Genomic DNA, 26,531 nt, shown 5'->3' on the forward strand with positions numbered 1-26,531 from the left:
GATACCGAAGAATGACCGGCGACATGGCTAGTTTTCCGACGCTTTTCAAACTCGCGGCACTTGTAGTTCTTTATCCCCACATTCTTTTTGCTGACGACCGCTTGAGCGCTGATACTTCTGAAATGGAGGGAAAGTCGATTGGAATTATAGTGAACGCTTCCACTCTTTCTTCATGCTCTGATTGCCCAGAGACTATTCATTTCGTTCTTTCTGGACCGCTTCCGGTCCTCGATATCGGACAAAATGATCTTGGCGTATCGCTTCCGCAGTACGTAACGAGCGTCATTTTGTTTGCCGGAAAGTACAAGCCCGTCATCTGTTCGACCGATATGCGCAGGGGTTTTCTGGATTGGGTCGTGAACATCGTTGAAAAGACCCTTCCGTCAACGCGCTTGATCGAGCCTGTCCCTCGAGAATACCAAGGCTGCTTGAGCGTCATTGAGTCTGGGATCAGCGGTTCGGGTGACTATTCGGCAATCGCAAGCGACGTTGGAATTATCGGCATCACCTATTGTTCTGAATTCCCGGCGGGGCAATACTGTACCGCGTGGTTCTCCGACGAATCGGGTACCCATAAGATCCTCGCCTCGCCAATCCCGCAGCAATCGATCCACGAAGTTGTCCAGGACGCGGAAACGTTTGTGCGGATGATTCAGAGCCGGTATTCTGACATATCAGGCCAAGCGCGAGATTTCCCGGATTTCTCCTCACACGAAGATCCGATTATCGACCTAGACTAAGCGATCTATCAGTCACAATTCTTGCGACAACACTAGCGACGGCCACCGCACGTCTTTATCACTGGATTTGCTCGGAGCATACCAACCTCTTGCCAAAGCGGGTGACACGTATGCACCAGTCCTAGTCCCCGCATATCGGGTCGCGCGGCCCGAGCAGCCGACCCGCCGCGCAGCGAATTTCGCCCACGGCCGCATCCATCACGGCAATCCGGATCGGCTTGCAGATCACGGCCGCGCGTGGCGGCTCAGCCCTCGTCCCCGCACATCGGGTCGCGAAGCCCGTGCAGCCGGCCCGCCGCGCAGCGCGCGAAGCGCAGGGTCAGGGCCTTGCGCCGCGCCGCGGCCATCGGGCGCATCTCGGGCATGCGCAGGATCTCGGCTCCGAAGCCGTCGGCGAGGATCAGGCCGCTGCCCTCGGGCAGCAGGTCCACCGGGAAATCGGCATCGACGGCCCAGAAGAAACGCTCCGACCATTCCAGGTAGCCTTCCCATTTCAGGTCCGAGGTGAAGTCGGCGCGGCTGGACTTGCACTCGACCACCCAGATCTCGCCCTTCGGCCCCAGCGCCATCACGTCGAGCCGCTTGCCGCGCTCAGGCGTGAACTCCTCCATGCACATGAAGTCATGCGCACGCAGATGCCGCGCCACGCCGCGCGCCAGAAGCTGGCCGGGCATCAGCATTCGGGTCGTCTCGGGTTGCATGCCCGATAAGTGAACGAAGGGTGAATCGGTGTCCAGCCCCGATCGATCCTTGCCGCAGGCCCCGCGCGACCCTAGGTCTGCAACCGGCGGTGCTTCTGCGCTTCGCGTCACAACGGCAAAGTTCCGGTGGCCTTAAGCAATTCCGAGGGAGCTGGCTCTGTCATGGCCCTGGTCATGGTACCTGGCGCCCACCTGTATATACAGGTCCTCGGGAACGTTTTGCCCGACGGTTGCCGCGGTTCACCGCCACCTTTCCCCCATCTCGACATCTCAGGCCGACCGGATCAGCCCGGCCAGCGCCTCGGGCGCCTCCATCGGGATCATGTGGCCCCGGCCCAGCCGGGCGGTGCGGGCGCCGGGCAGCCGCGTGGCGAGGCCCTCGGCGATGCCCGCGACGATCGCGGGCGGGTCGGTTCGGGTGACGAGCGTCACGGGCGGCGGACCGGCGGGCAGCCGCGCCAGCAGGTCGTGCGCGTCCTCGACGATGCCGGGGCCGGAGGCCGCGATCAGGTCGATGCGGTCGCGGATATAGCCGCGCTGCCGCTCGGGCATCGCGTCCCAATCCGGGCCGCCGCCCCACATGCCGGTGAAGGCGCGCGCCGCGCCGTCGCAGTCGCCCGCCGCCATAGCCGCCGCGTAGGGCGCGTTCGCCGCGCGTTGGGCTTGGCGCAGGTCGGGCGGGGCGGCGGCGAACATCACCGGCTCGACCAGCACGAGGCTGCGCACGCGCTCGGGGCGTTCCACCAGGATCCGCAGCGCGAGGCAGCCGCCGTAGCTGTGCCCCAGGATGTCGAGCGCGCCCGGCGGCGCGGCCGCCAAGGCAAGCTCCAGCGCCTGGTCCATGAAGTGGCCGCCGTCCCAGTCGGGCGCGCGGCCGTGGCCCGGCAGGTCGGGACAGACCAGCCGCGCCTCGGGCAGCGCGGCTTGGACCCCGCGCCAGGCCGCTCCGGCGGCCAGCATGCAATGCAGCGCGAGAACGTCCCTCACCCGCGGCGGCCCAGCCACCAGTCGAGGTCCTCCAGCCGGTCCTGCCCCCAGAAGCGCTGGTCGTCGGCGGTGATGTAGAAGGGCGCGCCGAAGACCCCGGCGGCGACGGCCTGCTCGAGATTGCGGGCATAGGTCTCTGCGCCGGCCATCATGCCGCTGTTGACGAGGCCGCGCGCGAAGCCCGCGGCCTCGAGGCAGTCGCCGATCACCGCGTCCTCGGCGATGTCGCGCTCCTCGGCCCAGCAGGCGCGGGTCAGCCCGGACACCAGCGCGCCCATGTCGCCCGCGCCGTCGGCGGCGGCCGCGATGATCGCATAGCTCGATGGCGCGGGGTTGGTCGGCCAATGCGCGGGCTTCACGTTGATCGGCAGGCCCAGCCGCTCCGCCCGGCGGGCGAGATCCTGCAGCCGGTAGGCTTGCCGGTTCGGATGCCGCTCGGCCGGCGGCGTGCCCCCGGTGCGCGCAAACAGTCCGACCACGTCGAGCGGCTTGTAGGCGATCGTGGCGCCGCGGCGCGCGGCAATCTCCTCGAGCGCGGTGCCGGCGAGATAGGTGTAGGGCGAGATGGTCGAGAAATAGTAGTCGATCTGCATGGGGTGGCCTTTCGGGTGCGGCGGTCCCGGCAGAGGCTAGCCCACGGGCCCGCGAGCGCAATCGCCCGCGGACCGATATCGCCGCCCGACGCATTCGGTCCCGCCCCGGGGCGCGCCGCCCCGGGGCCAGCCCGCGTCCCCGGGGCGACTGCGGGGCAACGGCGCAGCCGGGCGCGGGGCCACGCGGGTTTGCCGGGGCCCCGGCGGATGCTAGGCGGGCCGCACCCGTACAGCCCTCGATTCGGAACCCGCCCATGCCCAGCCCCGACCCGAAGATCATCTCCGGCAACGCCAACCGTCCGCTCGCCAAGGCCATCGCCCGGCGGATGTCGATGCATCGCGGGGTCCAGGTCGGGCTGGTCGACGCCCGGGTCGAACGGTTCAACGACCAGGAAATCTTCGTCGAGGTGTTCGAGAACGTCCGCGGCGAGGACATGTTCATCGTCCAATCGACCTCGAACCCCGCCAATGACAACCTGATGGAGCTGCTAATCATCACCGATGCGCTGCGCCGCTCCTCGGCCAGCCGCATCACCGCGGTGATCCCCTACTTCGGCTACGCCCGGCAGGACCGTCGCTCGAAGGCGCGCACGCCGATCTCGGCCAAGCTGGTGGCCAACCTGATCGCCGGGTCGGGGGTCGAGCGGGTGCTGACGATGGATCTGCACGCCGCACAGATCCAGGGCTTCTTCGACATTCCGGTCGACAACCTCTACGCGAGCCCGATCTTCGCGCTCGACATTATGCACCATTTCAAGACCACCGAGGACGTGATGGTGGTCAGCCCCGACGTGGGCGGCGTGGCCCGCGCGCGCGAACTGGCGCAGCGCATCAACGCCCCGCTCTCGATCGTGGACAAGCGCCGCGAGAAGGCGGGCGAGGTCAGCGAGATGACCGTGATCGGGGACGTGACGGGCCAGCGCTGCATCATCGTCGACGACATCTGCGACACGGCCGGAACGCTGTGCAAGGCGGCCGACGTGCTGCTGGATGCCGGCGCGACCGAGGTCCACGCCTATATCACCCACGGCGTTCTGTCCGGCCCCGCGGTGGAGCGGATCACCAAGTCGAGCCTGAAGAGCCTGGTGGTGACCGACTCGATCGCGCAGCCCCAGCCGGTCCGCGACTGCGCCAATATCCGCGTGGTGCCGACCGCGCCGATGTTCACCCAGGCGATCCTGAACATCTGGAACGGCACCAGCGTGTCGAGCCTGTTCGACACCTCCACGCTGGAGCCGATCTACGAGCCGCTCTATCCCGGGCTGGACGTCTGACGCGGTGCGCCGGCGGCCGCGCTCAATCCCAGTAGATCAGGATCAGCACGATCGGCGTGACGAAGGCGAACCACAGGCTGAACAGCATCGCCCAGTGGCCGCCGAAATGGTAAAGCTTCAGTCCCGACTTCTCGTCGTAGCCCTGCGGCGCCTGCTCCCCGAAGGCGCGGGCCTCGGCCGTCCGGGCCTCCAGCTCCGCGCGCGCTTCGCGATTGCGCTCGTGCAGATCGCGGCGGTGGAACTCGGTCATGTCATGGGCGCGCATCGGGGTCTCCTGTCTGTCTTGTCCGGCCGGATATCGGGCGCCGAGGGTCGGCGTGGATCCGGTGATGGGATGGAAAGGTAAAGCGCGCGTGCGGAAAACCATGAAAATCTTCCTCGTCGCGCCCCCGGGGCTCGAGCCGCAGCTCGCCGCCGAGGCGCGGGAGGCGGGTTTCGACGGCGTGGAGGCGGCGCCCGGCGGCGTCACGCTGCAGGGCGATTGGGCGGATGTGCGGCGCGCCAATCTGACCTTGCGCGGCGCGGGGCGGGTGCAGGCGCAGATTGGCGAGTTCCGCGCCTTCCATCTCGCGCAGCTCGACAAGCGAGCGCGGAAGTTTCCCTGGGCCGACTGGCTGCGCCCCGACATCGCGGTCCGGGTCGAGGTCCATACCGACCGCCGTTCCAAGATCTACCACGCAGGCGCCGCCAAGCAGCGCATCGAGACCGCCATCGCCGAGACGCTGGGCGCGCCGGTCGCGGATGCGGGCACGGATACGGGGACGGATCGGGGCACGGTGACGATCCGCGCGCGGATCGACGACAACCTCGTGATCCTGTCGATCGACACCTCCGGCGCGCCCCTCCACAAGCGGGGCTACAAGGCCGCCATCGGCAAGGCCCCGATGCGCGAGACGATGGCCGCGCTCTTCCTGCGGGCGGCCGGGTTCGACGGGCGGATGCCGGTGCTCGACCCGATGTGCGGCTCGGGCACCTTCGTGATCGAGGCCGCCTGCATCGCCGCGGGCCTCGATCCCGGCCGCGCCCGCCGCTTCGCCTTCGAGGATCTCGCGGGCCATGACGCCGCCGCCTGGGCGGCCGAGCGCGACCGGCCCGCACCTCCCCTGCCCGAGCTGCGCTTCACCGGCTCCGACCGCGACGCGGGCGCCTTCGCCGCCGCGCGCGCCAATGCCGAGCGCGCGGGCGTGGCCGCGATCTGCGACTTCCGGCGCGCCACCGTTTCCGAGATCGCGCCGCCCGAGGGGCCGCCCGGCCTCGTGATGGTCAACCCGCCCTACGGGACCCGCGTGGGCGACCGGAAGCCGCTCTTCGGCCTGCACGGCGCGCTGGGCGCCGTGCTGCGCGAACGCTTCGCGGGCTGGCGCGTGGGCCTCGTCACCTCCGAGCCCGCGCTGGCCAAGGCCACCGGGCTCGACTGGTCCGAGGTGGGCCCGCCGGTGCCGCATGGCGGGCTGCGGGTGAAGCTCTACCGCTGCGACCCGCTGGGCTGAGCCCGTGCCGCGGATCACGATCAAGCAGATCGAGGCCTTCGCCGCCGTCGCCGATACCGGCACCTTCCGCCGTGCCGCCGAGCGGCTGAGCACCTCGCAGCCCAATATCTCGGCCCGGATCGGCCAGCTCGAAGCGCAGCTCGGCCGCCGGCTGATGCAGCGCGACGCGGGCTCCGTCCGCCTGACGCCCGCGGGCGAGACCCTGCTCGATCGCGCCCGCACGGTGCTGCGCGCCCTCGACGCGCTGACGGCGGCGGCGGGGGACGACCGGCTCTTCGACGGCGTGCTGCGGCTCGGCGTGACCGAGATGATCGTGCACGGCTTCCTCGGCCCCTATCTCGCCGCGCTGCGCGCCCGCTTCCCGAATGTCGAGATCGACCTGCGCGTCGATTTCGCCGCCGATCTGGCCGCGGCGCTGCACGATCGCGGCCTCGACCTCGCGCTCATGTCCGGGCCCTTCGACCGGCAGATCTCGGGGCGCGTCCCCTTGGGCGACTTCCCCTTCGCCTGGGTCGCCGCGCCCGCGCTGGGCCTCGGGGGCCAGCGGCTGGACCGCGCCGACCTCGCGCGCCAGCCGGTCCTCACCCATGCCGCCCGCACCCTGCCCCATGCGCAGATCGCCGAGCATCTGGCCGGGCCCGGCCCGCGGGTCCGGCTGGTCGCCAGCTCGAACATGGCCGCCTGCCTGCAGATGACGGGCACCGGGCTGGGCGTCGCCTGCCTGCCCGACGCGATGATCGCAGGCTCGGTCGCCGAGGGCGCGCTGGAGCGGCTGGACTATTCCTGGACGCCCGACCCCCTGCGCTTCGAGGCCCGCTACGACGCGGCCACCGCACCCCATCACGTGGCCCGGGCCGCGCAGATGGCGGGCCGGGTCGCGGCGAGCGACGATCACGAAATCTGATCCTCCGCATCCGGTCTAGCGATTGGACCTGATGCTGCGCCGGGCGTATCGAGGGGGCGACAATCCCCCGGAGGAGCGCGCCCGTGCCCGACACCCCCATTCGCCTCGGCGTCGATATCGGCGGCACCTTCACCGATGTGGTGCTGGAGCATCCGGGCGGCCGCGCCTCGACCAAGGTGCTGACGACCTATGGGGCGCCGGAGGACGCCATTGTCGACGGCCTGCACCGCGTCTGCGCGCAGGCGGACGTGGCGCCGGGGCGGATCGCCCAGGTAATCCACGGCACCACGCTCGCCACCAACGCGCTGATCGAGCGGCGCGGCGCGCGGACCGCGCTCATCACCACCGAAGGCTTCCGCGACGTGATCGAGATGCGGACCGAAAGCCGCTTCGAGCAATACGACCTGAACCTCCGCCTGCCCGAGCCGCTCCTGCCCCGCAATCGCCGCTACACCCTGCCCGAGCGCATGGACGCGCGCGGCGAGGTGCTGATCGCGCTCGAACGCGGGGCGGTCGAGGCGCTGGCCGACGAATTGGCCGAGGCCGGCTACGACAGCATCGCGGTGGGCTTCCTGCACGCCTATGCCAACGACGCGCATGAACGGCTGGTGGCCGAGGTGCTGGCCGAACGCCTGCCCGGCGCGATGGTGTCGCTCTCCTCCGAGGTCAGCCCGCAGATGCGCGAATACGAGCGCTTCAACACCACCGTCGCCAACGCCTATATCAAGCCGCTGATGAAATCCTATCTGGGCCGGCTGAAGGCCCGGCTCGCGGCCGAGGGCGCGGACTGCCCGGTCTTTCTGATGCATTCCGGCGGCGGGATCATGGCGCTGGAGACGGCGGCCGAATTCCCCGTCCGCCTAGTCGAGAGCGGCCCCGCGGGCGGCGCGATCTTCGCCGCCGACCTCGCCGCGCGGCACGGGCTCTCGCGCGTGCTCAGCTTCGACATGGGCGGGACCACGGCCAAGATCTGCCTGATCCGCGACGGCCAGCCCAAGACCGCCCGGGTCTTCGAGGTGGCGCGCAGCTACCGCTTCAAGAAGGGCTCGGGCATGCCGATCTCGATCCCGGTCATCGACATGGTCGAGATCGGGGCGGGCGGCGGCTCGCTCGCCCATGTCGACGCGATGGGCCAGATCCGCGTCGGGCCCGAAAGCGCGGGCTCCGAACCCGGCCCCGCCTGCTACGGCCGCGGCGGCGACGCGCCCGCGGTGACCGATGCCGACCTCGTGCTGGGCCGGCTGGACCCCGCGAATTTCGCCGGCGGCTCGATCCCGCTCCATCCCGATCGCGCCGAGGCGGCACTGGCCGCGACGCTGGGCGGCCCGCTCGACATGGACGCGACCGAAGCCGCCTGGGGTCTCTCGGAGGTGGTGGACGAGAACATGGCCAATGCCGCGCGCGTCCATGCCGTCGAGAACGGCGAAGACCTGTCGGATTACACGATGATCGCCTTCGGCGGCGCGGCCCCGCTGCATGCCGCCCGGCTGTGTGAAAAGCTGGGCGTCGCGCGCTGCCTGATCCCGCAGGGCGCGGGCGTGGGCTCGGCCATCGGCTTCCTGCGCGCGCCCTTCAGCTTCGAGGCCAACCGCTCGGTCTTCACCCGCCTGTCGGATTTCGACGCGGGCGCCGTCGCAGCACTCTTCGCCGAGCTCGAGGCCGAGGCCGCCGGTTTCGTGCGCGGCTGCGCGCCGGGCGCGGCGGTCCTGTCGGAGCACCGCGTCTACATGCGCTATGCCGGCCAAGGCTGGGAGATCCCGGTCGACCTGACACCCGACGAAGCCGCCGCGCCCGACGCCGCGCGTTTCCTCGCGCGCTTCGAGGCCGATTACACCGCCCTGTTCGGCCGCACCGTCGAAGGGCTGGAGGTCGAGATCACCGTCTGGTCGGTCAACGCCCGGACCGAGGCTGCGCCGCCCGCGGCGCTGCCCGCCTGCCCCGATGCCGGACGGGCCGAGCCCACCGGCACGCGCGCGCTCTTCGACCCGGCCGAGGGGCGCCGCCGCGACGCCGCCGTGATCGCGCGCGCCGCCATGACGCCCGGCCGGCACGCCCCGGGCCCCGCCATCGTGACCGAGGCCGAGACCAGCGTGATCGTCCCCGCCAGCCGCGCCGTCCGCGCCCGGGCCGACGGCACGCTCGACATCCATCCCAAGGAGCCGCAGCGATGACCGAACCCTCCAAGGTCGCCTACCAGGTGATGTGGAACCGCCTGATCTCGGTCGTCGAGGAACAGGCCCAGGCGCTGGTGCGCACGGCCTTCTCGACCTCGGTGCGCGAGGCGGGGGACCTTTCGGCGGGGGCCTACGACGCCGATGGCCGGATGCTGGCGCAGGCCGTCACCGGCACGCCGGGCCATGTCAACGCGATGGCCGACGCGGTGGGCCATTTCATGCGCCGCATCGGCACCGACACGATGCGCGAGGGCGACGTCTACCTGACCAACGACCCGTGGGAGGGCACCGGCCACCGCCACGACATCACCGTCGTCAGCCCCAGCTTCCACGCGGGCCGGCATGTCGGCTTCTTCGCCTGCACCGCCCATGTGACCGATATCGGCGGGCGCGGCTTCGGCGCGGATGCGGACTCGGTCTTCGAGGAGGGTCTCGCCCTGCCCATCATGCGTTTCGCCGACCGGGGCCGGGTCGACGCCACGCTGCTCGCGCTGATCCGCGCCAATGTCCGCGAGCCCGACCAGCTGGTGGGCGACATCCACGCGCTGGCCAATTGCAACGGCATCGGTCAGCGGCGACTGACCGAGATGATGACGGAGTTCAGACTGGCCGACCTGTCGGGCGTCGCCGAATTCATCCTGTCCAACTCCCGCGCCGCCACGCTGGCGCGGATCGCCGCCCTAACCCCCGGCAGCGCCGAGGGTCATATGCGCATCGACGGCTATTCCGCGCCCGTCGACCTGCGCGTGCGCGTCACCATCGAAGCCGACCGCATCTTGACCGATTGGGCGGGCACGTCGGGCGTCGACCCCAAGGGCATCAACGTGCCGCTGGTCTATACCAAGGCCTATGCCTGCTACGCGCTGAAATGCGCCATCGCGCCCGAGATCCCGAACAATGCGGGCTCGCTCGCGCCCTTCGCGATCACCGCGCCCGAGAACTCTATCGTCAACGCGCTGCCCCCCGCGCCCGTCGCGCTGCGCCACGTGATCGGCCACATGGTCCCCGACACGGTCTTCGCCGCGCTGGACCGACTCGTGCCCGATCTCGCCCCGGCCGAGGGCGCGGGCTGCCTGTGCAACTTCCAGCTCTCGCTGCGCCCCGCCCCGGGCGCGCCGGCGGACGCGGTGCGCGCCGAGGTGCTGACATTCAATTCCGGCGGATCGGGCGCGCGGCCCGGCCTCGACGGGATGAACGCCACGGCCTTCCCCTCCGGCGTGATGACCATGCCGGTCGAGGCGACCGAGCAGGTCGGCCCCGTCATCGTCTGGCGCAAGGAGCTGCGCCCCGATTCCGGCGGCGCGGGCCGGCAGCGCGGCGGGCTGGGCCAATTCATGGATGTGGGCGCGCGCGCGGGCCACGAATTCGACATCTCCGCCATGCTGGACAGGGTCGAACACCCGCCCCGTGGGCGCCGCGGCGGCGGCGACGGCGCGCCCACGACCATCGCCCGCGACGACGGCGTGCCGATGCGCGGCAAGGGCCGCCAGCACGTGCCCGAGGGGCGGATCGTGCGCATGGCCTTTCCCGGCGGCGCGGGCTACGGCGACCCGGCGCAGCGCGACCCCGCCGCCATCCGCCGCGACCTCGCGCTGGGCTACATCACCGCCGATTACGCGCGGAGCCATCACGGGCTGGAGACCGCGGAGATCGACCGCATCCTCGCCGCCGCCCGCCGCGGCGCGCTTCCCGAGTGACAGTCCCGCGCGCGCGCTCCGGCACGGCTTGTTCGCCGGTTGGTTTCGCGCCTAGGCTGTCAGGAAATTCCTGACAGGACCGACCGGGATGCGCCCGACGTGACCGACAGCACTTCCGACAGCCTCGCCCCCGGCGACATCGCCGGGCCGCGCGAGGCCGCGCTCCTGGCCCGCATCGCCGAGCTCGAGACCCGGCTCAACGTCGACACCCAGACCGGATGCTTCACCCGCCAATATTTCGTGGGCCGCTTCGAAGGCCGGGCGCGGGCGGGCGACGAGCTGTTCTTCCTCGACATCGACGATTTCAAGGGCGTCAACGACCATCACGGCCACCTGGTGGGCGACCGCCTCCTGCACGAGATCGGCCAGGCGCTGAAGGCGGCGGTGGGGCCCGCGGGCTTCGTCACGCGGCTTTCGGGCGACGAGTTCCTCGTCCTGCTCGAACAACCTGGTCCCGAGACCGCCGACGGGGTCGAGACGGCGCTGCACGCCGCCGCCGCGCGCGCGACCGTCCGGCTGGGCGACCTGGTGGTGACGCGCACGGTCTCGATGGGCAGGATCACCCTGCGCCCCGGCATGACCCGCGCCGAGGCCATGAGCCTCGCCGACAGCGCGCTGATGGACGCAAAGGCGGCGGGCAAGAACCGCTGCAGCCGCACGGCACGGCCCGGCAGCGCCCGCAACCCCAGCCTCGAGGAGGTGCGCCTCGGGCTCCAGCGCGGCGAGATCGGCTATCACCTGCAACCGATCCTGCGCTGCGGCGACCGCGCCGTCGCGGGCCACGAGGCGCTGCTGCGCTGGGAGCGCCCCTCGGGCGAGGTGCTGGGGCCCGCGGGCTTTCTGCAGACCATGACCGCCGCCTATGACGCGCGCACGCGCCCGCCGCTGGAAGCCGCGCGGCGCGCCGCCGACTGGGCCGTCCGCCAGCGCGGCGGCTTCATCGCCTTCAACGTCTCCGAGGCCTTCCTCGACCGCGCCGCGCGCGAGGGGCTCGACTGGGTGGGCGAGCTGATCGGCGACGCCCCCCGCCCGCGCATCGTCTTCGAGCTGGTCGAGGACATCCTGACCGAACGCTTCGACCAGGTCGCCAAGGTCGTCGCGCGTCTGCAGGAGCTCGGCATCCGCGTCGCGCTCGACGACTTCGGCACCGGCTTCTCCTCGCTGGAACGGCTGCAATCGATCCGTGTCGATTTCGTCAAGATCGACCGCCGGTTCCTGCACGGCGCGGCGCAGTCCGACCGCGACCGCGAATTGCTGCGCGGCATGATCGAGATCTCGCACAAGTTGGGCGCGGCCACGGTGGTCGAGGGCGTCGAGAACGAGAGCCATTTCGCCCTCGCCCGCGAACTCGGCGCGACTCACGCGCAGGGCTTCCACCTCGGCCGCCCGCGCGCGATCTGACGGCGGGGCGGCCCTGCGATGCGACCCTGGACCGGGAGGCGCCGCGAGGCCGCCGAAGGTTAGCCACGGTCAATCGAACCGGACAAAGCCGCGGAGACGGCCCGGGGGTCGGAAGACGCCTGGAACACCGATGCCGAGCATGACCCGTTCGCGAAGCTGGCCGGGTTGGTTTGAGTTGCCGGACGCGTTTTGGCCGGAGGGGGACGAGGGGCTTTTGAGGGGCGGGCGCGCCGGCCCTCCTTTAGCCCCGCGGACCCGGCCGCGGCGCCCGGAGGCAGTCAGCCGGCTGCGGCCCGGGCCCCCGCGGCGGTGCCGAAGCGCGGAAGCTCCGCTGCGGACCGGCCCCGCGCGGCGATCAGCGTGTCGCGCACATAGGCGATCTGCGCCGTCTCCTCGATGATCTCGGCGAGGTATTGCGCCGCCATCAGGGTCGGGCCGACGCCGATCGTGCCGTGATTGGCCAGAACCGCCGCCCGGATGGACGGATCGCGGAACACGGGACTGATCTCCACCTCGGTCTGGGGTCCGCCATTGGGCGAGAGCGGGATCAGCGGCATCCGCCCGATCTTCTCGATTGTCTGGACGGTCAGGCACGGGATCTCGACGCCCGCGCTCGCATAGCCCGTGGCCCAGGGGCTGTGGCAATGCACGATGGCGTTGATGTCATCCCGGATGCGGTAGAGGTCGAGATGGAAGTCGAGATCCTTCGACGGCTTCAGCCCGCCGCCCGTGGTCGCGATGGTTCCGTCCAGGCCGACGACCTGCAGGTTTTCGCGCGTGCATTCGGCGAAGCCGACGCCCGATGGCTTGATCACGATGGCATCGCGCGCGTCGAGCCGGACCGACAGGTTGCCGCCCGCATTGGTCTGCAGGCCCCTGTCGAAGCAGCGCCGCGCGATCGCGATCAGCGCGTCCATCTTGTCGTGCAGGTCGGAATGGTCAGTCATTGCGCATCCTTTCGGTCATGGCCTCTTCGAGCCTCGCCATCACGGCGGTCGCGGTTTCGGCGTCGTTGATGTGATGCGGCACCCGCTCGGTCACGTAGCGGCGTGCGCGGGCCTCGAGGATGTCCGCCGCGATCTCGCGCAGCCGCGGATCCTCGATGGCGCCGCCCGGCCTGTCCTGGTGGCTGAAGCCGCCCATCGGGAGGATCACGTGGCAGGGCGCCGTGGCGTGGTTGAGGGCGTCGGCGAGCCGCCGGGCCTGCGCGCGCATCTCGTCCTCGGTGAGCTTCACGTGGGTGAACTGCATCGTGTGGCGGTAATGCGGCCGGGCCAGGTAGCGCGAGCGCACCGTCTCGATCGCGCCGAGACCGATGAAATTCAGCGCCCCGGGCAGCACGACGCGCGGCAGATGCGCGGCGACGGTGAACCGCGTCGGCATCGGCACATGCGCGCCGGCCAGGCGCATGCGGCCCAGCTCGTGCACGTTGAGGTCGATCACCGCGTCCGCATGTCCCTCTTCGACGAAGCGGATATAGGCCGCGCCGCCATAGCCGTTGGCATGGAACATCGTCGCCTCGAAGCCCCGGTCGGTCAGACCGCGCGCCAGCGCCGCGCTGGCATGGCCGGTCGCCCCGAGCGTGGTGACGGCGATGCTGCGCTTGCGGTTCGGCTCGGCCGGGCGGGCATTGGTCAGGCCCGCGACGGCGGCCGCCGCGTTCTCGAAGACCTGCCGCAGCTGCGTGTTCAGCCCCTCGATATCGCAAAGCGTTGGGATGATCGTGATCGATCTGTCGGACAGGGCCGGACGCGGGTCGAAGGCCAGCGTCGTGATCAGGATCTTGGGATAGGTCGACGGCAGGCCGCGCATCGCCGCCAGGACGATCTCACCGCCCGTGCCGCCGCCGACGCCGATGGCGGCCTGGCATTGCGTGCAGTGATCCGAGACCTCGCGCGCAGCGGCCTCGGAGCGGGCGGCCATGCGGGCGAGCTTCTCGGCCCCGGACCAGACCGCGCCGCGCGACTCCAGCGAGACGTCCATCAGCTCGACGCTCAGCCCGTGGAAGCGCAGCGCGGCGGCGAGGTAGGTCAGCTCCTGCGCCTTCGTCTCGAAGGTGCCGATCAGCAGGACCTTGGCCATGCTCACCCCTTCACGGCCCCGGCGGTCATCCCGGTGATGATCTGGCGCGAGGCGAAGAGGGTGAAGAGGATCGGCGGAACCGCCAGCAGCATCCCGGTCGCGAAGATCGTGCCGAGCCCGTCGAACTCGCTGGCGTTGTTCACGATCAGGATCGGCACCGTCATCGTGTCCCGGTCCGCCAGCGCCGAGGCCAGGAGGTATTCGTTCCACGCGATGCGGAAGGTGAAGATCGAGGCGGCGGCGAGGCCCGGCTTGATGAGTGGCAGGACCACGATGAAGAAGGTCTGGAACGGGCCCGCGCCGTCCACCCGCGCGGCCTCCTCCAGGCTGCGGGGGACCTGCACGATGAAGCTCTGCAGGATCCAGATCACGAAAGGCAGGTTCATCGCGACGTAGATCAGGATGATGCCGCCATGCGTCCCCGCGAGGCAGACATCGCCGCGGCCGCCGAACATCTCGCGCCACCACGCGCCGAGCCCGTAATCGTTGTCGAGGCAGAAGCTGTTGTTCCAGAGCCCGAAGACCGGGACCAGCAGCACCGCGGGCGGGATCATCCGCACCGCCAGCGTCGAGAGCGAAAGGCTGTCGCGGCCCATGAAACGGAACCGCACCAGCGCGTAGGCCGCCATGCAGCCGAACACGAGCGTGAGCACCGTCGAGACCAGCGCAATGATGATCGAGTTGATGAAGGCGCCGCCGAAGCGGATCTGGCAGAAGCGCAGATGCTCGGGCTCGTACCAGAGGATGTCGCAGAGCGCGGTCTCGTAATTGCGGATCGTGGGCATGAACAGCAGCCCGCCCGCGCCCGAGGTGATGTCCACGTCGAGTTTCAGCGAATTCACCAGCAGCAGGAGCACCGGCCCGACGGACATGAAGATAAGAAGCGCGATCACCCCATAGAAGGCGGGGTTGGCGCGGGCGGTGCGGGACGCGGCCATGGCTCAGCCCTCCTCCTGCTCGGCGGCGAAGCGCAGGCGTCGCGCGCGCGCGTCCTGCCACCGGGTGAAGGCGAACATGCCCAGCGTCAGCACCATGAGGAGCATGAGCAGGTAGTTCGACATGGCCGCGGCCTCGCCCAGCTCGCGGAACTCGCGCGCGGTGCGGGCGATGCGCAGCGCCAGGATCTCGGTCGAGAGGCCGGGCCCGCCCCCGGTCAGCACGAGGATCACCTCGAGCACCTTGAAGGCGTCGATCAGGCGCAGGAGCATCGTCACGATCAGCACCGGCGCCATCAGCGGCAGCTTGATGTGGATGATCTGCTGCCAGCCGGTCGCGCCGTCGATACGCGCCGCCTCCAGCGCCGAGCGGGGCAGCGATTGCAGCGCGGCCAGCGACAGGATGAAGATGAACGGCGTCCACTGCCAGATATCGGCTAGGATGACCGACAGGAGCGGGTGCTGCCCCAGCCAGTTCACGTCCGGCAGGCCCATCGCCTCCAGCGCGCGATTGAAGGTGCCGTAGGTCTGGTGGAACATGTAACGCCAGACCAGACCGACCACGACGGGCGCGATCATCATCGGCAGGATGAACAGCGTGCGCAGGACCGACATGCCGCGCAGCTCCCGGTCGAGCATCAGCGCGAGCCCGACGCCCAGCACCATCTCGACCGAAACCACGCTGAAGGCGAAGATGATCGTGACCCAGAAGCTTTCGTGGAAGGCCGGGTCGACCAGAAGCTTGGCGTAGTTGGCGAGGCCCACGAACTCGGTCTCAGAGAGCGCCTGCGACGGGTCCCAGTCGCGGAAGCTGCCCCAGATCATGTAGCCGATCGGGTAGAACAGCGCGAGGATCATCACGACCGCCGCCGGCGCGACGAACAGGTAGGGCGTCATCCGGTTCAGCATCGCCGCGCGCCGCCGCAGGGGGGCGGCGGCGTCGGCCGTCAGGCGGGGGCTGGTCGGATGCGCCATCGCGGGACACTCGTTTCATCGCCGGGAGAGAGGGAAGACGGGCCCGCCTTCTTGCGGGGGCGGGCCCGGGATCGGCTCACTGCCAGAGGTAGTAGCCTTCCTCCTCCATCAGCGCGCGGGTGCGCTCCGCGATCCCGTCGAGCGCTTCCTGCACGTCGAGATCCTCGGTCAGGACCTGGCTCATGGTCGTGCCGATATCGGCGTTGATCCGGCCCCAGGCGGGGATGATCGGGCGCCAGTCGGGATCGGCATATTGCAGCGCCTCGCCGAAGGTCGCCGACCAGGGATATTTCGCGTTCAGCTCCGCGTTCTCGTAGGTCGAGAAGCGCGACGGGTTGCCGCCCGCCATCGCCACCGCGAGGTCGCCCTCCTCGGAGGTGAGCCACTGCATCAGCAGGAACGCCGCCTCGGGGTTCTCCGCGTTGCGCGGAATGGCGAGGCCGAAGCCGCCGGTCTGGCTGGCGTTGATGACGCCGCCCGGATGCGCGGCATAGCCCACATTGCCCACGACCTGGCTGCGGCTCTCATCCTCGAAGGTCGAGGCGAAGGCGATCGAGTCGATGAACATCGCCGCCTGGCCCTGGGCGAAGGCATTGGCCGCCTCGGACGGGCCGAAGGCCGACGAGCCCTCGGGGCCGCAATCGACGATCGTCTTCAGCGCATTCGCCGCCGCGACGCCCGCCGCGTCGTTGATCCGCGGCTCCCAGCTCTCGTTGAAGACGCGGCCGCCCAGCGGCGCGAGATGCAGCAGGAACGCATGGCTGGCCTGGTGCCCCGAGGCCGCGCGGCTGGCGACGCCGCCCATGCCGGGCTCCAGGTCGGGGATCTGGCAGGCGAGTTCCAGCAGGCTGTCATAGTCGCTCGGCACCTCGAGCCCGTGCTTCTCGAAGATGTCCTTGCGGTAATAGAGCACTGAGGTCTCCGACCCGAAGGGCAGCCCGAAGAGCGACCCGGTCGGCCCGGGCAGATAGCCCTTCTCGCCGCCGGCCACGCCGATATTCTGCACGTAGCCGTCGATCAGCCCCTCGGGATTGTAGTCGGGATCCGACAGCGCGGGGTTCATGAAGAACCGCGCGAGGTTCTCGATCTGGTCGGCATAGACGTAATCCGCCTTCGAGAACACGACGTAGGAGATAAGGTCATAGGCGCCCTCGTCCAGCGACAGCTCCAGCGTCTGGCGCTCGCGCATGTCGAGATAGGGCAGCATGTCCACTTCGACCTCGATGCCGGTCTGCTCGGTGAATTGCGGCAGCACCTCCATCACCGCGTTGTAGTGCGGATGCGAGGGGAAGTTCACAACGAGCGTGGTGCCCTCGTAGGGGGCATAGGGCCCGTCCTGCGCGGACGCGGCCCCGGCGACGGCCAAGGTCGCGACCATCGTGGTCGTCGACAAGAGTTTCAGCATGGTAACCTCCCAGTTGCTGCGCGTTTCGAGCGCTCAGAGCGCCCTTTCGGTATCGGGATCGAACAGGTGGATGCCCTCGGGCCGCGCCGCGAAGCGCAGCGTCTCGCCGAGGGCGATGGGCGTTTCGGACTTGATCTCGACCGTGACCTTGGCGCCCCCGCAGTCGCAGATCAGGACCGATTGCGCGCCGATATATTCCGACACGACCACCCGCAGATCGATCGCGGCGTCATCCGGGGCGTCCGGGGCGTATTCCAGGTCGGACGGGCGGATGCCGAGGATCACGCCGCCACCGGCAACGCCCGTCGCGCGGGCGGCGACATCCGGCGGCAGCCGCAGCGAGAACCCCTGCCCGAGCGCATGCAGCCCGTCCGCATCGACCAGCGTGGCTTCGAGAAAGTTCATCGGCGGCGAGCCCAGGAAGCCCGCGACGAACCGGTTGACCGGCCGCTTGAACAGCTCGGCGGGCGGACCCTGCTGCTGGATATGGCCGCCGTTCATCACGACGATCCGGTCGGCCAGAGTCATCGCCTCGATCTGGTCATGGGTGACATAGACCATGTTCTTCTTCACAGTCTGGCGCATCATCGCGAGCTCGGCGCGCATCTGGCCGCGCAGCTTGGCGTCGAGATTCGAGAGCGGTTCGTCGAACAGGAAGATGCCCGCGTCGCGGCACAGCGCGCGGCCCATCGCGACCCGCTGGCGCTGCCCCCCGGAGAGCTCGCCCGGCTTGCGGTCGAGAAACGCGGACAGGCCGAGCATCTCGGCCGTCTCGCGGACCTTGCGCTCGATCTCGTCCTTCGGGCGCTTCTGCAGACGCAGGCTGAAGGACATGTTCCGCGCCACGTTCATATGCGGGTAGAGCGCGTAATCCTGGAACACCATCGCGATGTCGCGATCCTTGGGATCGAGATGCGCGATCGAGCGCCCGTTCACCGCGATATCGCCATCCGATACCGGTTCCAGCCCGGCCAGCATCCGCAGCGTCGTGGACTTGCCGCAGCCCGACGGCCCGACGAGCACGGTGAATTCGTCCTCGGCCATGTCGAGATCGATCCCGTGAAGCACCTCGACGCCGCTGTAACGCTTCACGAGACCTTGCAGCTGGATCGCCGGCATCGAATCCCCTCCCATGGGTGCGGCCAGAATTCTGCATACAAAAACATATGTAAATATCCAAAATTGCGCCGCGGCGAAATGCCTGCTATGCCGCCCTGACGGCGTCGAGAGAGATGGATATGGCCCGGGACAGGACTTCGAGGAGCGAAAGCTCCCGCGGATCGGCGGTCGCGCGGATCGAGACGGAGCTGCGCGACGACATCGCGGCCGGCGTGCTGGAGCCCGGCGAGCGGCTCGACGAGGTCAAGCTGACCGAACGCTTCGGCGTGTCGCGCACACCGGTCCGCGAAGCCCTGTCGCGGCTGACCGCGCAGGGCATCCTCGTGCCGGGCGAAAAGCGCGGCGTCCGGGTCGCGCAATACACGCGCGCCGAGCTCGCGCAGATCTTCGAAGCGATGCACGAGATCGAGGCGGCCTGTGCGCGCGTCGCCGCGCAGCGCCTGTCCCTGTTGAGCCGGGCGGAGATCGAGGCCGCGCAGCGCGGCTGCGAGGCGGCGGCCGAAACCGGCGATCTGCAACTCTACCTGCGCGCCAACGAGGCGTTCCACGAGGCGATCTACAGGGCCACGGGAAACCCCTATCTCGCCGAGATCGCCGCCGAGTTCCGCCACCGCACCGGCCCGTTCCGCGCCAAGAAATTCGCCGAGAAAGCCGACCTGATCGCCTCCGCGCGGAGCCACGAGGCGCTCATCACCAGCATCTTCTCCGAGGATTCCAAGGCCGCATCCGACGGGATGCGGGCCCATATGACGGCCTCCTTCCTGCAGACCCTCGCCGCCAACTGAGCGCCTCGCCGCATTTGCGCTTGCCTCCGCATGCAGGGCCGTGACTTTGTATGCAAACAGGAATCACGTCGCGGAGGGCGCCATGGGTGTCGCAGAAACCCGGATCTATCCGATCAACACCGGCTGGCTCGAGGCGGATCTCGGAACCTACATCTTCTGGAAGGGCCCGGCCGGCGAGAAGATCTGGAACCCGGTCTATTGCCACTATGTCGACACCGGCACTCACAAGATCCTGATCGATACCGGCCTCTGCGACGAGGAACGGGCGACGAAATACCACCACAAATGCGACAAGCGCGGCTGCCTGCAGGTGCACGAGCATCTCGAGCAGAAGCTGGGCGTGCATCCCGACGAGATCGACGCCATCGTCTTCACCCATCTGCACTGGGACCACGTGCAGAACATGAAGCAATTCCGGAACGCCCGCTACATCGCGCCCAAGGCCGAGATCGAAATGGCCTACAATCCGCTGCCGCTCTACTACCGCACCTACGAGAGCGGCTTTCTCGGGATCGAGCCGGCCTATGCGGGCTGCGTCTTCGAGGCGGTCGAAGGCGAGTGCGAGGTCCTGCCCGGCATCACGATGTTCCCCACGCCCGGGCATTCGGTCGGGCACATGGCCGTGACGGTCGCGACCAGCGCGGGCGACATCGTCGTCGCGGGCGACGCGATCTTTCAGGAGCGCAATCTCGAACCCAATGCCGCCGAAGGCTGGCGCTACTGGGTGCCCGCGCGTTTCGTGAACAGCTACGAGGGCTGGAAATCCGTGGAGGAGCTCGACAAGCGCGCCGATTACGTCCTGGCCTGCCACGACGCGGTCGCCAACCAACGCTCGGAGGTGTTCCCCTATGACGGCATGCCGATCCGCGCCCGGCGGCAGCCGATCCCCGGCTACCAGTTCTATTTCGGAGACATGCCGCCCGGCGCGGTCGCGAAGGCGGCTCCGGCGATGACCCGGGCCGAGGCCGAGGCCCATATCGCCGCGCTGGTGCCGCCCAGGCCGGATTCCGCCTGAGCCGCCCGTGACCCGCCGGATCTCGGATTTGTCGCAGATCGCGGGCGCGTACGACGCCGTCGTCCTCGACCAATGGGGCGTGCTGCACGACGGCGATGCGCCCTATCCCGGCGCGGTCGCGGGGGTGCGTACGTTGGCGGAGGCGGGAACGCGGCTCGCGGTGCTGTCGAACTCCGGAAAGCGCGCGGCTGTCAACGCGCAGCGGATCGCCGGGATCGGCTTTCAACCCGGGCTCTTCGAGACGGTGATGACCTCGGGCGAGGCGCTGTGGCGGGATCTCGCGGCGGGTCGCGTCGAGATGCGGCGATTGTTGCCCATTGAACGCGCGGCGGGCGACGCGGAAGCCTTCTGCGCGGGTCTCGCGGTGACGCTCTCTGCCGAGCTGGCGGAGGCGGAGGCGGTGCTCCTGATGGGGCTGCCGGACGATGCGGCCCCGGACCGCTTCGCGGCCCTGTTCGACGCGGCGCTGGCCCGCGGCGTTCCGGTCATCTGCACCAACCCGGACCGCGCCTCGCCTTGGGCCGGCGGGATCACCGTCGCCTCGCCCGGTGCGCTGGCCCATGATTTCGCGCGGCGCGGCGGCACGGTGCGCTTCTACGGCAAGCCCCATGAACCGGTCTTCGACGCGCTCGCCACGGCGCTCGGCGTGCCGCCCGCCCGGCTGCTCATGGTCGGTGACAGCCTCGAGCACGACATCGCGGGCGGCCATGCCGCCGGCTGGGCGACGGCCTTCGTGCGCGGCGGACTGCATCGCGCGGCCTTCGACGGCGGGGCGGTCGAGGCGGTCCTCGACCGCCTGCTTGACGCGGAAGGCGCGCCGCCGCCCGACTTCACCCTCGACACCATCGGAGGCCACCATGCGTGACACTGCCGAATTCGCCGCCTTCCGCGCGCTCTCGGCCCGGCTTGGGGCGGACCCGCTGCAGGTTCAGGGACCGGGCGGCAACACGTCGATCAAGGATGGCGACACGATGTGGATCAAGGCGTCCGGCACCGAGCTGGCCGAGGCGCAGTCGCGGGACATCTTCGTCGCGGTCGACCTGCCCCGCGCGCGGGCCGAGGCCGACGGCGCGGGCGACGGCACCTGCCGCGCGGCGCTCAAGGACGCGGACGGCACGCTGCGCCCCTCGATCGAGACCACGTTTCACGCGATCCTCGGCGCGCGCGTCGTGGCGCATACCCATTCCGTCGCCACGCTGACCCACGCCATATCCGCGGCCGGGCGCGCGGCGGCGCGGGAGAAGCTGGCGGACATGCCGGTGGCCTTCGTGCCCTACGCGAAGCCGGGCTTGCCCCTGACCCGCGAGATCGCCGCGCGCGCCACCTCCGCGACCCGCGTCATCGTGCTGGAGAACCACGGGTTGGTCTGCGCGGGCGGCGCCGTCGAAACGGTCTCCGATCTTCTGGCCGAGGTCGAGGCCCGGCTCGACCTGCCCGCGGCCGAGACGGCCCCGCCCCCCACCGGGCCCGCGCCCGAAGGTTTCGACTGGGCTGCGGAAAGCTGGATCGTCACCGATCCCCGCGCCGCCGCCCTGGCCCGTGCCGGCAGCTACTGGCCCGATCACGTGGTCTTCCTCGGGCCCGCCCTGCCCGCCAGCCGCGCGGATGCGCCGGCCTATATCGTCGAAGGCGCGGGGGTGGCCGTGCGGCGCGACGCAACGCCGTCCCAGCGCGCAATGCTGCGCTGCCTGTCGGACGTGCTGCGCCGCCTGCCGCCCGGTTGGGAGCCCCTGCCCATCGGGCCCGAGGCCGAGGCGGCGCTGCTCGACTGGGACGCCGAGAAATACCGCCAGGCGATGGCGGCCCGGTCGTGAGCCGCCTCGCGCTCGGGATCGACCTCGGCACCTCGGGCATCCGCTCGGCGGTGATCGACGGCACCGGCGCGGTCGTGGCGCGCGCGAGGGCCCCCTACCCGGCCATCGATCCCGACCGGATCGACGCGATGGCCTGGTGGGAGGGCGCGGCCGCCTGCCTCGACGCGCAGATGGCGGCGCTCACCGCTGTCGGGCGGGCGCCGGACGAGATCGGGCATATCGCCGTGGACGGCACGTCGGGCAGCCTCGTCCTGGTCGACGCGTGGCTGGCCCCCGTCACCCGCGGGCTGCTCTACAATGCGGGCGGATTCCACGAGGCCGCGCGCCGCATCGCCGAGGTCGCCCCCGACCCCCATGTCGCGCGCGCCCCCGCATCGGCGCTCGCGCGGGCGCTGCAACTCGTCGCGGAGGACCCGGACGGCCGGGCCGCGCATCTTCTGCACCAGGCGGATTTCGTCACGGCCCACCTGATGGGGCGGGGCGGATCGTCCGACGCCAACAATGCGCTCAAGACGGGCTACGATCCCGAAGCGGCCGCCTGGCCCGACTGGATCAGCGACACCGGCCTGCCCGCGCATCTGCTTCCCGACGTGGCGGTGCCGGGCGCCGCGCTCGGGCCCGTCGCCCCGGCCATCGCCGCGCGGTTCGGCCTGTCGCCCGGGGCGGTAGTCCATGCTGGCACGACCGACAGCATCGCCGCCTTCATCGCGGCCACGCCCCTGACGCTCGGCGCGGCTGTGACCTCGCTCGGCACCACGCTCGCGATCAAGGTGCTGGCCGACCGCCGCATCGACCGACCCGAGATCGGCCTCTACGCCCACCGCCTCGGCCCAGGCTGGCTGATCGGCGGCGCGTCCAATACCGGCGGCGGCGTGCTTCTCCAGCATTTCTCGCCCGAGGAAATCGCGCGGCTGTCAGCCGAGATCGACCCGGGACGGCTCAGCGGGCTCGACTACTACCCGCTCCCCGCGCCGGGCGAGCGCTTCCCTGTCAACGACCCCGACATGCGCCCCCGCATCCATCCGCGCCCCGCCAGCGACGCTGATTTCCTGCACGGCCTCCTCGAGGGCATCGCCCGGATCGAGGCCGCCTGCTACGCCGCGGTGGCAGATCTGGGCGGGCCGGACCCCGAGCGGATCCGGACGGCGGGCGGCGGCGCGGCCAACGCCACGTGGCGCGAAATCCGGCAGCGCATCCTTGGCCGCCCGGTCGAGACCGCGCGACAGACCGAGGCAGCCGTCGGCGCGGCCCTGCTCGCGCGGCTCAAGGCATGAGGTCGGCCTGAGAACACGTCCGCGTCCGCACCGCGGACACGGCCGCGTCCGGACGCCGACCCTCCGCCGAACGGATCGCCATCACTCAAGACGCGCCGGATGACCTAGAAAGACGCCGTGATATCAGGAGACTATCGATTTGGAGAAAGTGGCGCGCTGGGGAGGATTCGAACCCCCGACCCCTTGATTCGTAGTCAAGTACTCTATCCAACTGAGCTACCAGCGCACTACGGGCCGGCAGATAGCCCCCGCGGTGCCGGGGCGCAAGCCCCCTTCCGGGCCATTTCGATCATTGCCGCTCGGCCAGTTCGCGCGGCAGGTGGATGCGGAACACCGTGCCGCCGGGGCCCGTCTCCTGCAGCGACAGCGTGCCGCCATGGCCGCGCACCAGCTCGCTCGCGATAACGAGGCCCAGCCCCGTGCCGCCCTTGCGCGCATTGCCCTGGAAGGCCTGGAACAGGTTCTCCTGCGCGCGCGGCGGCAGGCCCGGCCCGGTATCGGTGACGCGGATCTGCCAGGCCTCTGGGTCCTCGGTCAGGCTGACCTCGATCTCGCCGCCCTGCCCGCTTGCTTGAATCGCCTGGCGCGCGTTGCGCACCAGGTTCGAGAGCACGCGGAACATCTGCTCGGGATCAGCGCGGAACCACTGGCCGGGCGCGGCCTCCCAGCGGATCGGCACGTCGCCCGCGGCCAGCGCCTCGGCCTCGCAGACCTCCTCGAAGAGCTGCGCGGCCTCGATGCGCTGCAGGGCCGGCGGCGCCTCCTCGGCGCGGCCGAAGGCGAGGGTGCCCTCGGTCAGGTTCACGGCCCGCGTCAGCGAGCTCACGATCTTCGGCGCGACGCGCTTGACGGTCGGGTCGTCGACCCGCTCCATTCTGTCGGCCAAGAGCGTCGCTGTGGTCAGGATGTTGCGAAGGTCATGGCTGATCTTGGCCACCGCGCGGCCCAGCTGCGCGAGGCGCTCCTTCTGCCGCAGGTTGCCGGTGAGCTGGGTCTCGAGGTCGCGCAGCGTGGTCTCGGCCTCGCGCAGCTCGCGGATGCGCGAGCGCGGCTCGATCACCCGGCGCGCATCCTCGGGCGCGGCGGCGTAGCGCTTCATCTGGGCCACCAGCGCCCGGATCGGCAGCACCATCAGGCGCCGCACCGCCAGGAACAGGCAGACCGCCGTCATCACCGAGATCACCAGCGACAGGATCAGGATGTTGAGCCCGTATTCCAGCATCGCCGCGCGCAGATCGGCGGTGTCGAGCGCCGCCTCGATCTGCATCCCGCCGCCGCGCGCGGGTTCGGCGATGACCCGGATCACCTCGGCCTCGGGCCGGAAGTACCGCGCGATCGCGTCGCGCATCAGCAGAAGGGGCGAGGGGTCGCGCAGGTCCACGGTGCGCGCCACCGGCCCCGGCAGGTCCGTCGACAGCACCAGCTGGCGCATCTCGTCGCGCCGCAGCACCACGTTCAGCACGCCGGCATTGTCCAGAAGCTCGCGCTCGACATCGTCGTCGATCATCCCCTCCGCGCCCAGGAGGGCCAGCGACGCGATCTGCGCCCGCTCCATCCGCTCGGCGAGGTAATCCTGCCGGAAACGCGCGATCGACGGCACGAAGATCAGGACCTCGGCCAGCATCACGAACAACACCGTGAGGATCAGGAAGCGGCCGGACAGGGTGGTCAGCATGTCTCGCCTTGCGTCAGCATCGCGGCCTTATACCTCCCCGCTGCCATTTGGGGACAGGTTATCCTGCGCCCCGCCCGCTCAGGGCCCCCAGCGCTGCACCAGCCCGACGACGCGCTTGACCAGCGGGCTGTCGAACAGGCGCGGGACGTAATACTGCCCCGCCGCGCGCTTCGAGATCTCGCCCAGCGTCGGATAGGGCGCGACCATGTTCGCCACCGCCCCGATCTTCAGCCCGTTGGCGATGACCAGCGCCCAGAGCCCGATCAGCTCGCCCGCCTGCGCCCCGGCGATTGAGGCGCCCACGGGCTTGCCCTTCACGACCATCACCTTGATCAGCCCCTCGGTCTTGCGCTCGGCGATGGCGCGGTCGTTCTCGTGATAGGGGAAGCGAAGCACCTCCAGCTTGTCGCCATGCCGGTCGCGCGCCTCGGCCTCGGTCAGCCCGACCTGCGCCAGCTCGGGCGCGGTATAGGTGACCCAGGGGATATGGTCTTGCCGGGCCTTCGCGGGCAGGCCGAACAGGATGGGGCGGATCACCGTGGCGCCGTGATAGCCCGCGACATGGGTGAATTGCAGCCGCCCGGCCACGTCGCCCACCGCATAGACCCGGCGGTTGGTCGTCCGCAGGTCGTCGCCCACCTTGACCGCGCGGTCGTATTCGATCCCCGCCGCCTCCAGGTTCAGCTTCTCGACATTGGCCTTCCGGCCCACGGCCACCAGGATGTGGCTGCCGGTGAACGCGCCCTTGCCCGTCTCGACGGTGATGCGCCCGCCCGTCTCCGTCACCCGCTCGGCCTGCGCGCCCTCGACGATCTCGACGCCCTCGGCGCGCAAGCGCTCCAGCACGACGGCGGCCATCTCGGGGTCGTCCTTGCCGAAGGCCCGCTCGCCCTCGATCACCGTGACCTTGCAGCCCAGCCGGACATGCGCCTGCGCCATCTCCATCCCGATGGGCCCGCCGCCGATCACCAGCAGGTGGTCGGGCTTCTCCATCAGCTCGAAGATGTCCTCGTTGGTGTAATGGCGCACGCCGTCCAGCCCCTTGATGGGCGGCACGAAGGGGCGCGAGCCGGTGGCCAGCACGATGCGCCGCGCCTTGATGCGGGTGTCACCCGCCTCGACCGTGTCGGCATCGACGAAGCGGCCGAATTCGCGGATCACGCGCACGCCCAGCCCCTCGAACCGCTCCTGGCTGTCCACCGGCGCGATGGTGGCGATCGTGGCCTGCACGTGACGCTTGGCGGCCGCGTAATCGACCTCGGCCGCGACCGGCGTCACGCCGAAGGGGGCGCCCGCGCCCATCGCATGGGCGTGCTTGCCCGCAGCGATCAGCGCCTTCGAGGGCACGCAACCGTAATTCAGGCAGTCGCCGCCCATCTCGCCGCCTTCCAGCAGTGTCACGTCGGCGCCCATCTGCACCGCGCCCGCCGCGACCGACAGCCCGCCGGAGCCGGCGCCGATCACCAGCACGTCCGTCTTGATCTCTTGCAT

24 protein-coding genes and 1 tRNA gene are annotated in these 26,531 nt (G+C 70.0%); 12 read left to right on the plus strand and 13 right to left on the minus strand.

What is annotated here, in order from left to right:
* Positions 1-11 precede the first annotated feature (11 nt).
* On the plus strand, positions 12-740 hold the full coding sequence (locus tag P8627_RS02965) for a hypothetical protein (RefSeq protein ID WP_279966037.1): 729 nt from the start codon (positions 12-14) through the stop codon (positions 738-740).
* A 245-nt stretch (positions 741-985) separates the two neighbouring features.
* Here the strand turns inward: P8627_RS02965 and P8627_RS02970 are convergent, their stop codons facing one another.
* The 3 genes from P8627_RS02970 to P8627_RS02980 form a co-directional block, all read right to left on the minus strand.
* Positions 986-1,441: an MmcB family DNA repair protein gene (locus P8627_RS02970; RefSeq protein WP_279966038.1), complete on the minus strand. Its 456-nt coding sequence runs from the start codon at positions 1,439-1,441 to the stop codon at positions 986-988.
* 270 nt (positions 1,442-1,711) lie between these two features.
* Positions 1,712-2,428, minus strand: coding sequence for an alpha/beta fold hydrolase (locus P8627_RS02975; RefSeq protein WP_279966039.1), 717 nt, complete (start codon positions 2,426-2,428; stop codon positions 1,712-1,714).
* Positions 2,425-3,021 (minus strand): 2-hydroxychromene-2-carboxylate isomerase, encoded by a 597-nt coding sequence (locus tag P8627_RS02980; protein ID WP_279966040.1) that lies wholly within the window; start codon positions 3,019-3,021, stop codon positions 2,425-2,427. Before P8627_RS02980 ends, P8627_RS02975 begins: the two co-directional genes overlap by 4 nt.
* Positions 3,022-3,275: 254 nt before the next feature.
* On the opposite strand from P8627_RS02980, the gene P8627_RS02985 reads away from it, so the two are divergent.
* Positions 3,276-4,295 (plus strand): ribose-phosphate pyrophosphokinase, encoded by a 1,020-nt coding sequence (locus P8627_RS02985; protein ID WP_279966041.1) that lies wholly within the window; start codon positions 3,276-3,278, stop codon positions 4,293-4,295.
* A gap of 22 nt (positions 4,296-4,317) precedes the next feature.
* On the opposite strand, the gene P8627_RS02990 is transcribed toward P8627_RS02985, so the two are convergent.
* Complete coding sequence (locus P8627_RS02990; RefSeq protein ID WP_279966042.1) at positions 4,318-4,560, minus strand: hypothetical protein; 243 nt, start codon at positions 4,558-4,560, stop codon at positions 4,318-4,320.
* 100 nt (positions 4,561-4,660) lie between these two features.
* Between P8627_RS02990 and P8627_RS02995 the strand changes: the two genes are divergently transcribed.
* The 5 genes from P8627_RS02995 (at position 4,661) to P8627_RS03015 (ending at position 11,961) form a co-directional block, all read left to right on the plus strand.
* A complete protein-coding gene (locus P8627_RS02995) occupies positions 4,661-5,785 on the plus strand; it encodes a THUMP domain-containing class I SAM-dependent RNA methyltransferase (RefSeq protein WP_279966044.1) in 1,125 nt (374 codons plus the stop codon).
* Between the two features lie 4 nt (positions 5,786-5,789).
* Positions 5,790-6,689, plus strand: coding sequence for a LysR family transcriptional regulator (locus P8627_RS03000; protein ID WP_279966045.1), 900 nt, complete (start codon positions 5,790-5,792; stop codon positions 6,687-6,689).
* A gap of 83 nt (positions 6,690-6,772) precedes the next feature.
* Complete coding sequence (locus P8627_RS03005; RefSeq protein ID WP_279966046.1) at positions 6,773-8,860, plus strand: hydantoinase/oxoprolinase family protein; 2,088 nt, start codon at positions 6,773-6,775, stop codon at positions 8,858-8,860.
* The gene (locus P8627_RS03010) at positions 8,857-10,560 is read left to right on the plus strand and encodes a hydantoinase B/oxoprolinase family protein (protein WP_279966047.1); all 1,704 of its coding nucleotides are present in this window, start codon (positions 8,857-8,859) and stop codon (positions 10,558-10,560) included. Before P8627_RS03005 ends, P8627_RS03010 begins: the two co-directional genes overlap by 4 nt.
* Positions 10,561-10,659: 99 nt before the next feature.
* Complete coding sequence (locus tag P8627_RS03015) at positions 10,660-11,961, plus strand: bifunctional diguanylate cyclase/phosphodiesterase (RefSeq protein WP_279966048.1); 1,302 nt, start codon at positions 10,660-10,662, stop codon at positions 11,959-11,961.
* 278 nt (positions 11,962-12,239) lie between these two features.
* Here the strand turns inward: P8627_RS03015 and P8627_RS03020 are convergent, their stop codons facing one another.
* From P8627_RS03020 to P8627_RS03045, 6 genes are all read right to left on the minus strand, one after another.
* The gene (locus P8627_RS03020; protein ID WP_279966049.1) at positions 12,240-12,908 is read right to left on the minus strand and encodes a class II aldolase/adducin family protein; all 669 of its coding nucleotides are present in this window, start codon (positions 12,906-12,908) and stop codon (positions 12,240-12,242) included.
* Complete coding sequence (locus P8627_RS03025; protein ID WP_279966050.1) at positions 12,901-14,043, minus strand: Tm-1-like ATP-binding domain-containing protein; 1,143 nt, start codon at positions 14,041-14,043, stop codon at positions 12,901-12,903. The genes P8627_RS03020 and P8627_RS03025 overlap by 8 nt, the downstream gene beginning before the upstream one ends.
* Before the next feature lie 2 nt (positions 14,044-14,045).
* Positions 14,046-14,981: a carbohydrate ABC transporter permease gene (locus tag P8627_RS03030; RefSeq protein ID WP_279966052.1), complete on the minus strand. Its 936-nt coding sequence runs from the start codon at positions 14,979-14,981 to the stop codon at positions 14,046-14,048.
* A gap of 3 nt (positions 14,982-14,984) precedes the next feature.
* On the minus strand, positions 14,985-15,953 hold the full coding sequence (locus P8627_RS03035) for a carbohydrate ABC transporter permease (RefSeq protein WP_279966053.1): 969 nt from the start codon (positions 15,951-15,953) through the stop codon (positions 14,985-14,987).
* Positions 15,954-16,029: 76 nt separating this feature from the next.
* Positions 16,030-17,358 (minus strand): ABC transporter substrate-binding protein, encoded by a 1,329-nt coding sequence (locus P8627_RS03040; protein ID WP_279966054.1) that lies wholly within the window; start codon positions 17,356-17,358, stop codon positions 16,030-16,032.
* Positions 17,359-17,391: 33 nt separating this feature from the next.
* On the minus strand, positions 17,392-18,477 hold the full coding sequence (locus P8627_RS03045; protein WP_279966055.1) for an ABC transporter ATP-binding protein: 1,086 nt from the start codon (positions 18,475-18,477) through the stop codon (positions 17,392-17,394).
* A 113-nt stretch (positions 18,478-18,590) separates the two neighbouring features.
* On the opposite strand from P8627_RS03045, the gene P8627_RS03050 reads away from it, so the two are divergent.
* From P8627_RS03050 to P8627_RS03070, 5 genes are all read left to right on the plus strand, one after another.
* A complete protein-coding gene (locus P8627_RS03050; protein WP_279966056.1) occupies positions 18,591-19,262 on the plus strand; it encodes a GntR family transcriptional regulator in 672 nt (223 codons plus the stop codon).
* A gap of 82 nt (positions 19,263-19,344) precedes the next feature.
* The gene (locus tag P8627_RS03055; protein WP_279966057.1) at positions 19,345-20,277 is read left to right on the plus strand and encodes an N-acyl homoserine lactonase family protein; all 933 of its coding nucleotides are present in this window, start codon (positions 19,345-19,347) and stop codon (positions 20,275-20,277) included.
* Positions 20,278-20,284: 7 nt separating this feature from the next.
* Positions 20,285-21,142: a TIGR01459 family HAD-type hydrolase gene (locus P8627_RS03060; RefSeq protein ID WP_279966058.1), complete on the plus strand. Its 858-nt coding sequence runs from the start codon at positions 20,285-20,287 to the stop codon at positions 21,140-21,142.
* Positions 21,135-22,091, plus strand: a complete 957-nt coding sequence (locus P8627_RS03065) for a class II aldolase/adducin family protein (protein WP_279966059.1) — start codon at positions 21,135-21,137, stop codon at positions 22,089-22,091. The genes P8627_RS03060 and P8627_RS03065 overlap by 8 nt, the downstream gene beginning before the upstream one ends.
* Positions 22,088-23,365, plus strand: coding sequence for an FGGY-family carbohydrate kinase (locus P8627_RS03070; RefSeq protein WP_279966060.1), 1,278 nt, complete (start codon positions 22,088-22,090; stop codon positions 23,363-23,365). Before P8627_RS03065 ends, P8627_RS03070 begins: the two co-directional genes overlap by 4 nt.
* Positions 23,366-23,514: 149 nt before the next feature.
* On the opposite strand, the gene P8627_RS03075 is transcribed toward P8627_RS03070, so the two are convergent.
* The 3 genes from P8627_RS03075 to P8627_RS03085 form a co-directional block, all read right to left on the minus strand.
* Positions 23,515-23,591, minus strand: a tRNA-Arg gene (locus tag P8627_RS03075).
* A 63-nt stretch (positions 23,592-23,654) separates the two neighbouring features.
* Positions 23,655-25,040, minus strand: a complete 1,386-nt coding sequence (locus P8627_RS03080) for a sensor histidine kinase (protein ID WP_279966061.1) — start codon at positions 25,038-25,040, stop codon at positions 23,655-23,657.
* A 78-nt stretch (positions 25,041-25,118) separates the two neighbouring features.
* Positions 25,119-26,531 (minus strand): dihydrolipoyl dehydrogenase family protein, encoded by a 1,413-nt coding sequence (locus P8627_RS03085; RefSeq protein ID WP_279966062.1) that lies wholly within the window; start codon positions 26,529-26,531, stop codon positions 25,119-25,121.

It is taken from the genome of Jannaschia sp. GRR-S6-38 (assembly GCF_029853695.1).
Taxonomy (GTDB): domain Bacteria; phylum Pseudomonadota; class Alphaproteobacteria; order Rhodobacterales; family Rhodobacteraceae; genus Jannaschia; species Jannaschia ovalis.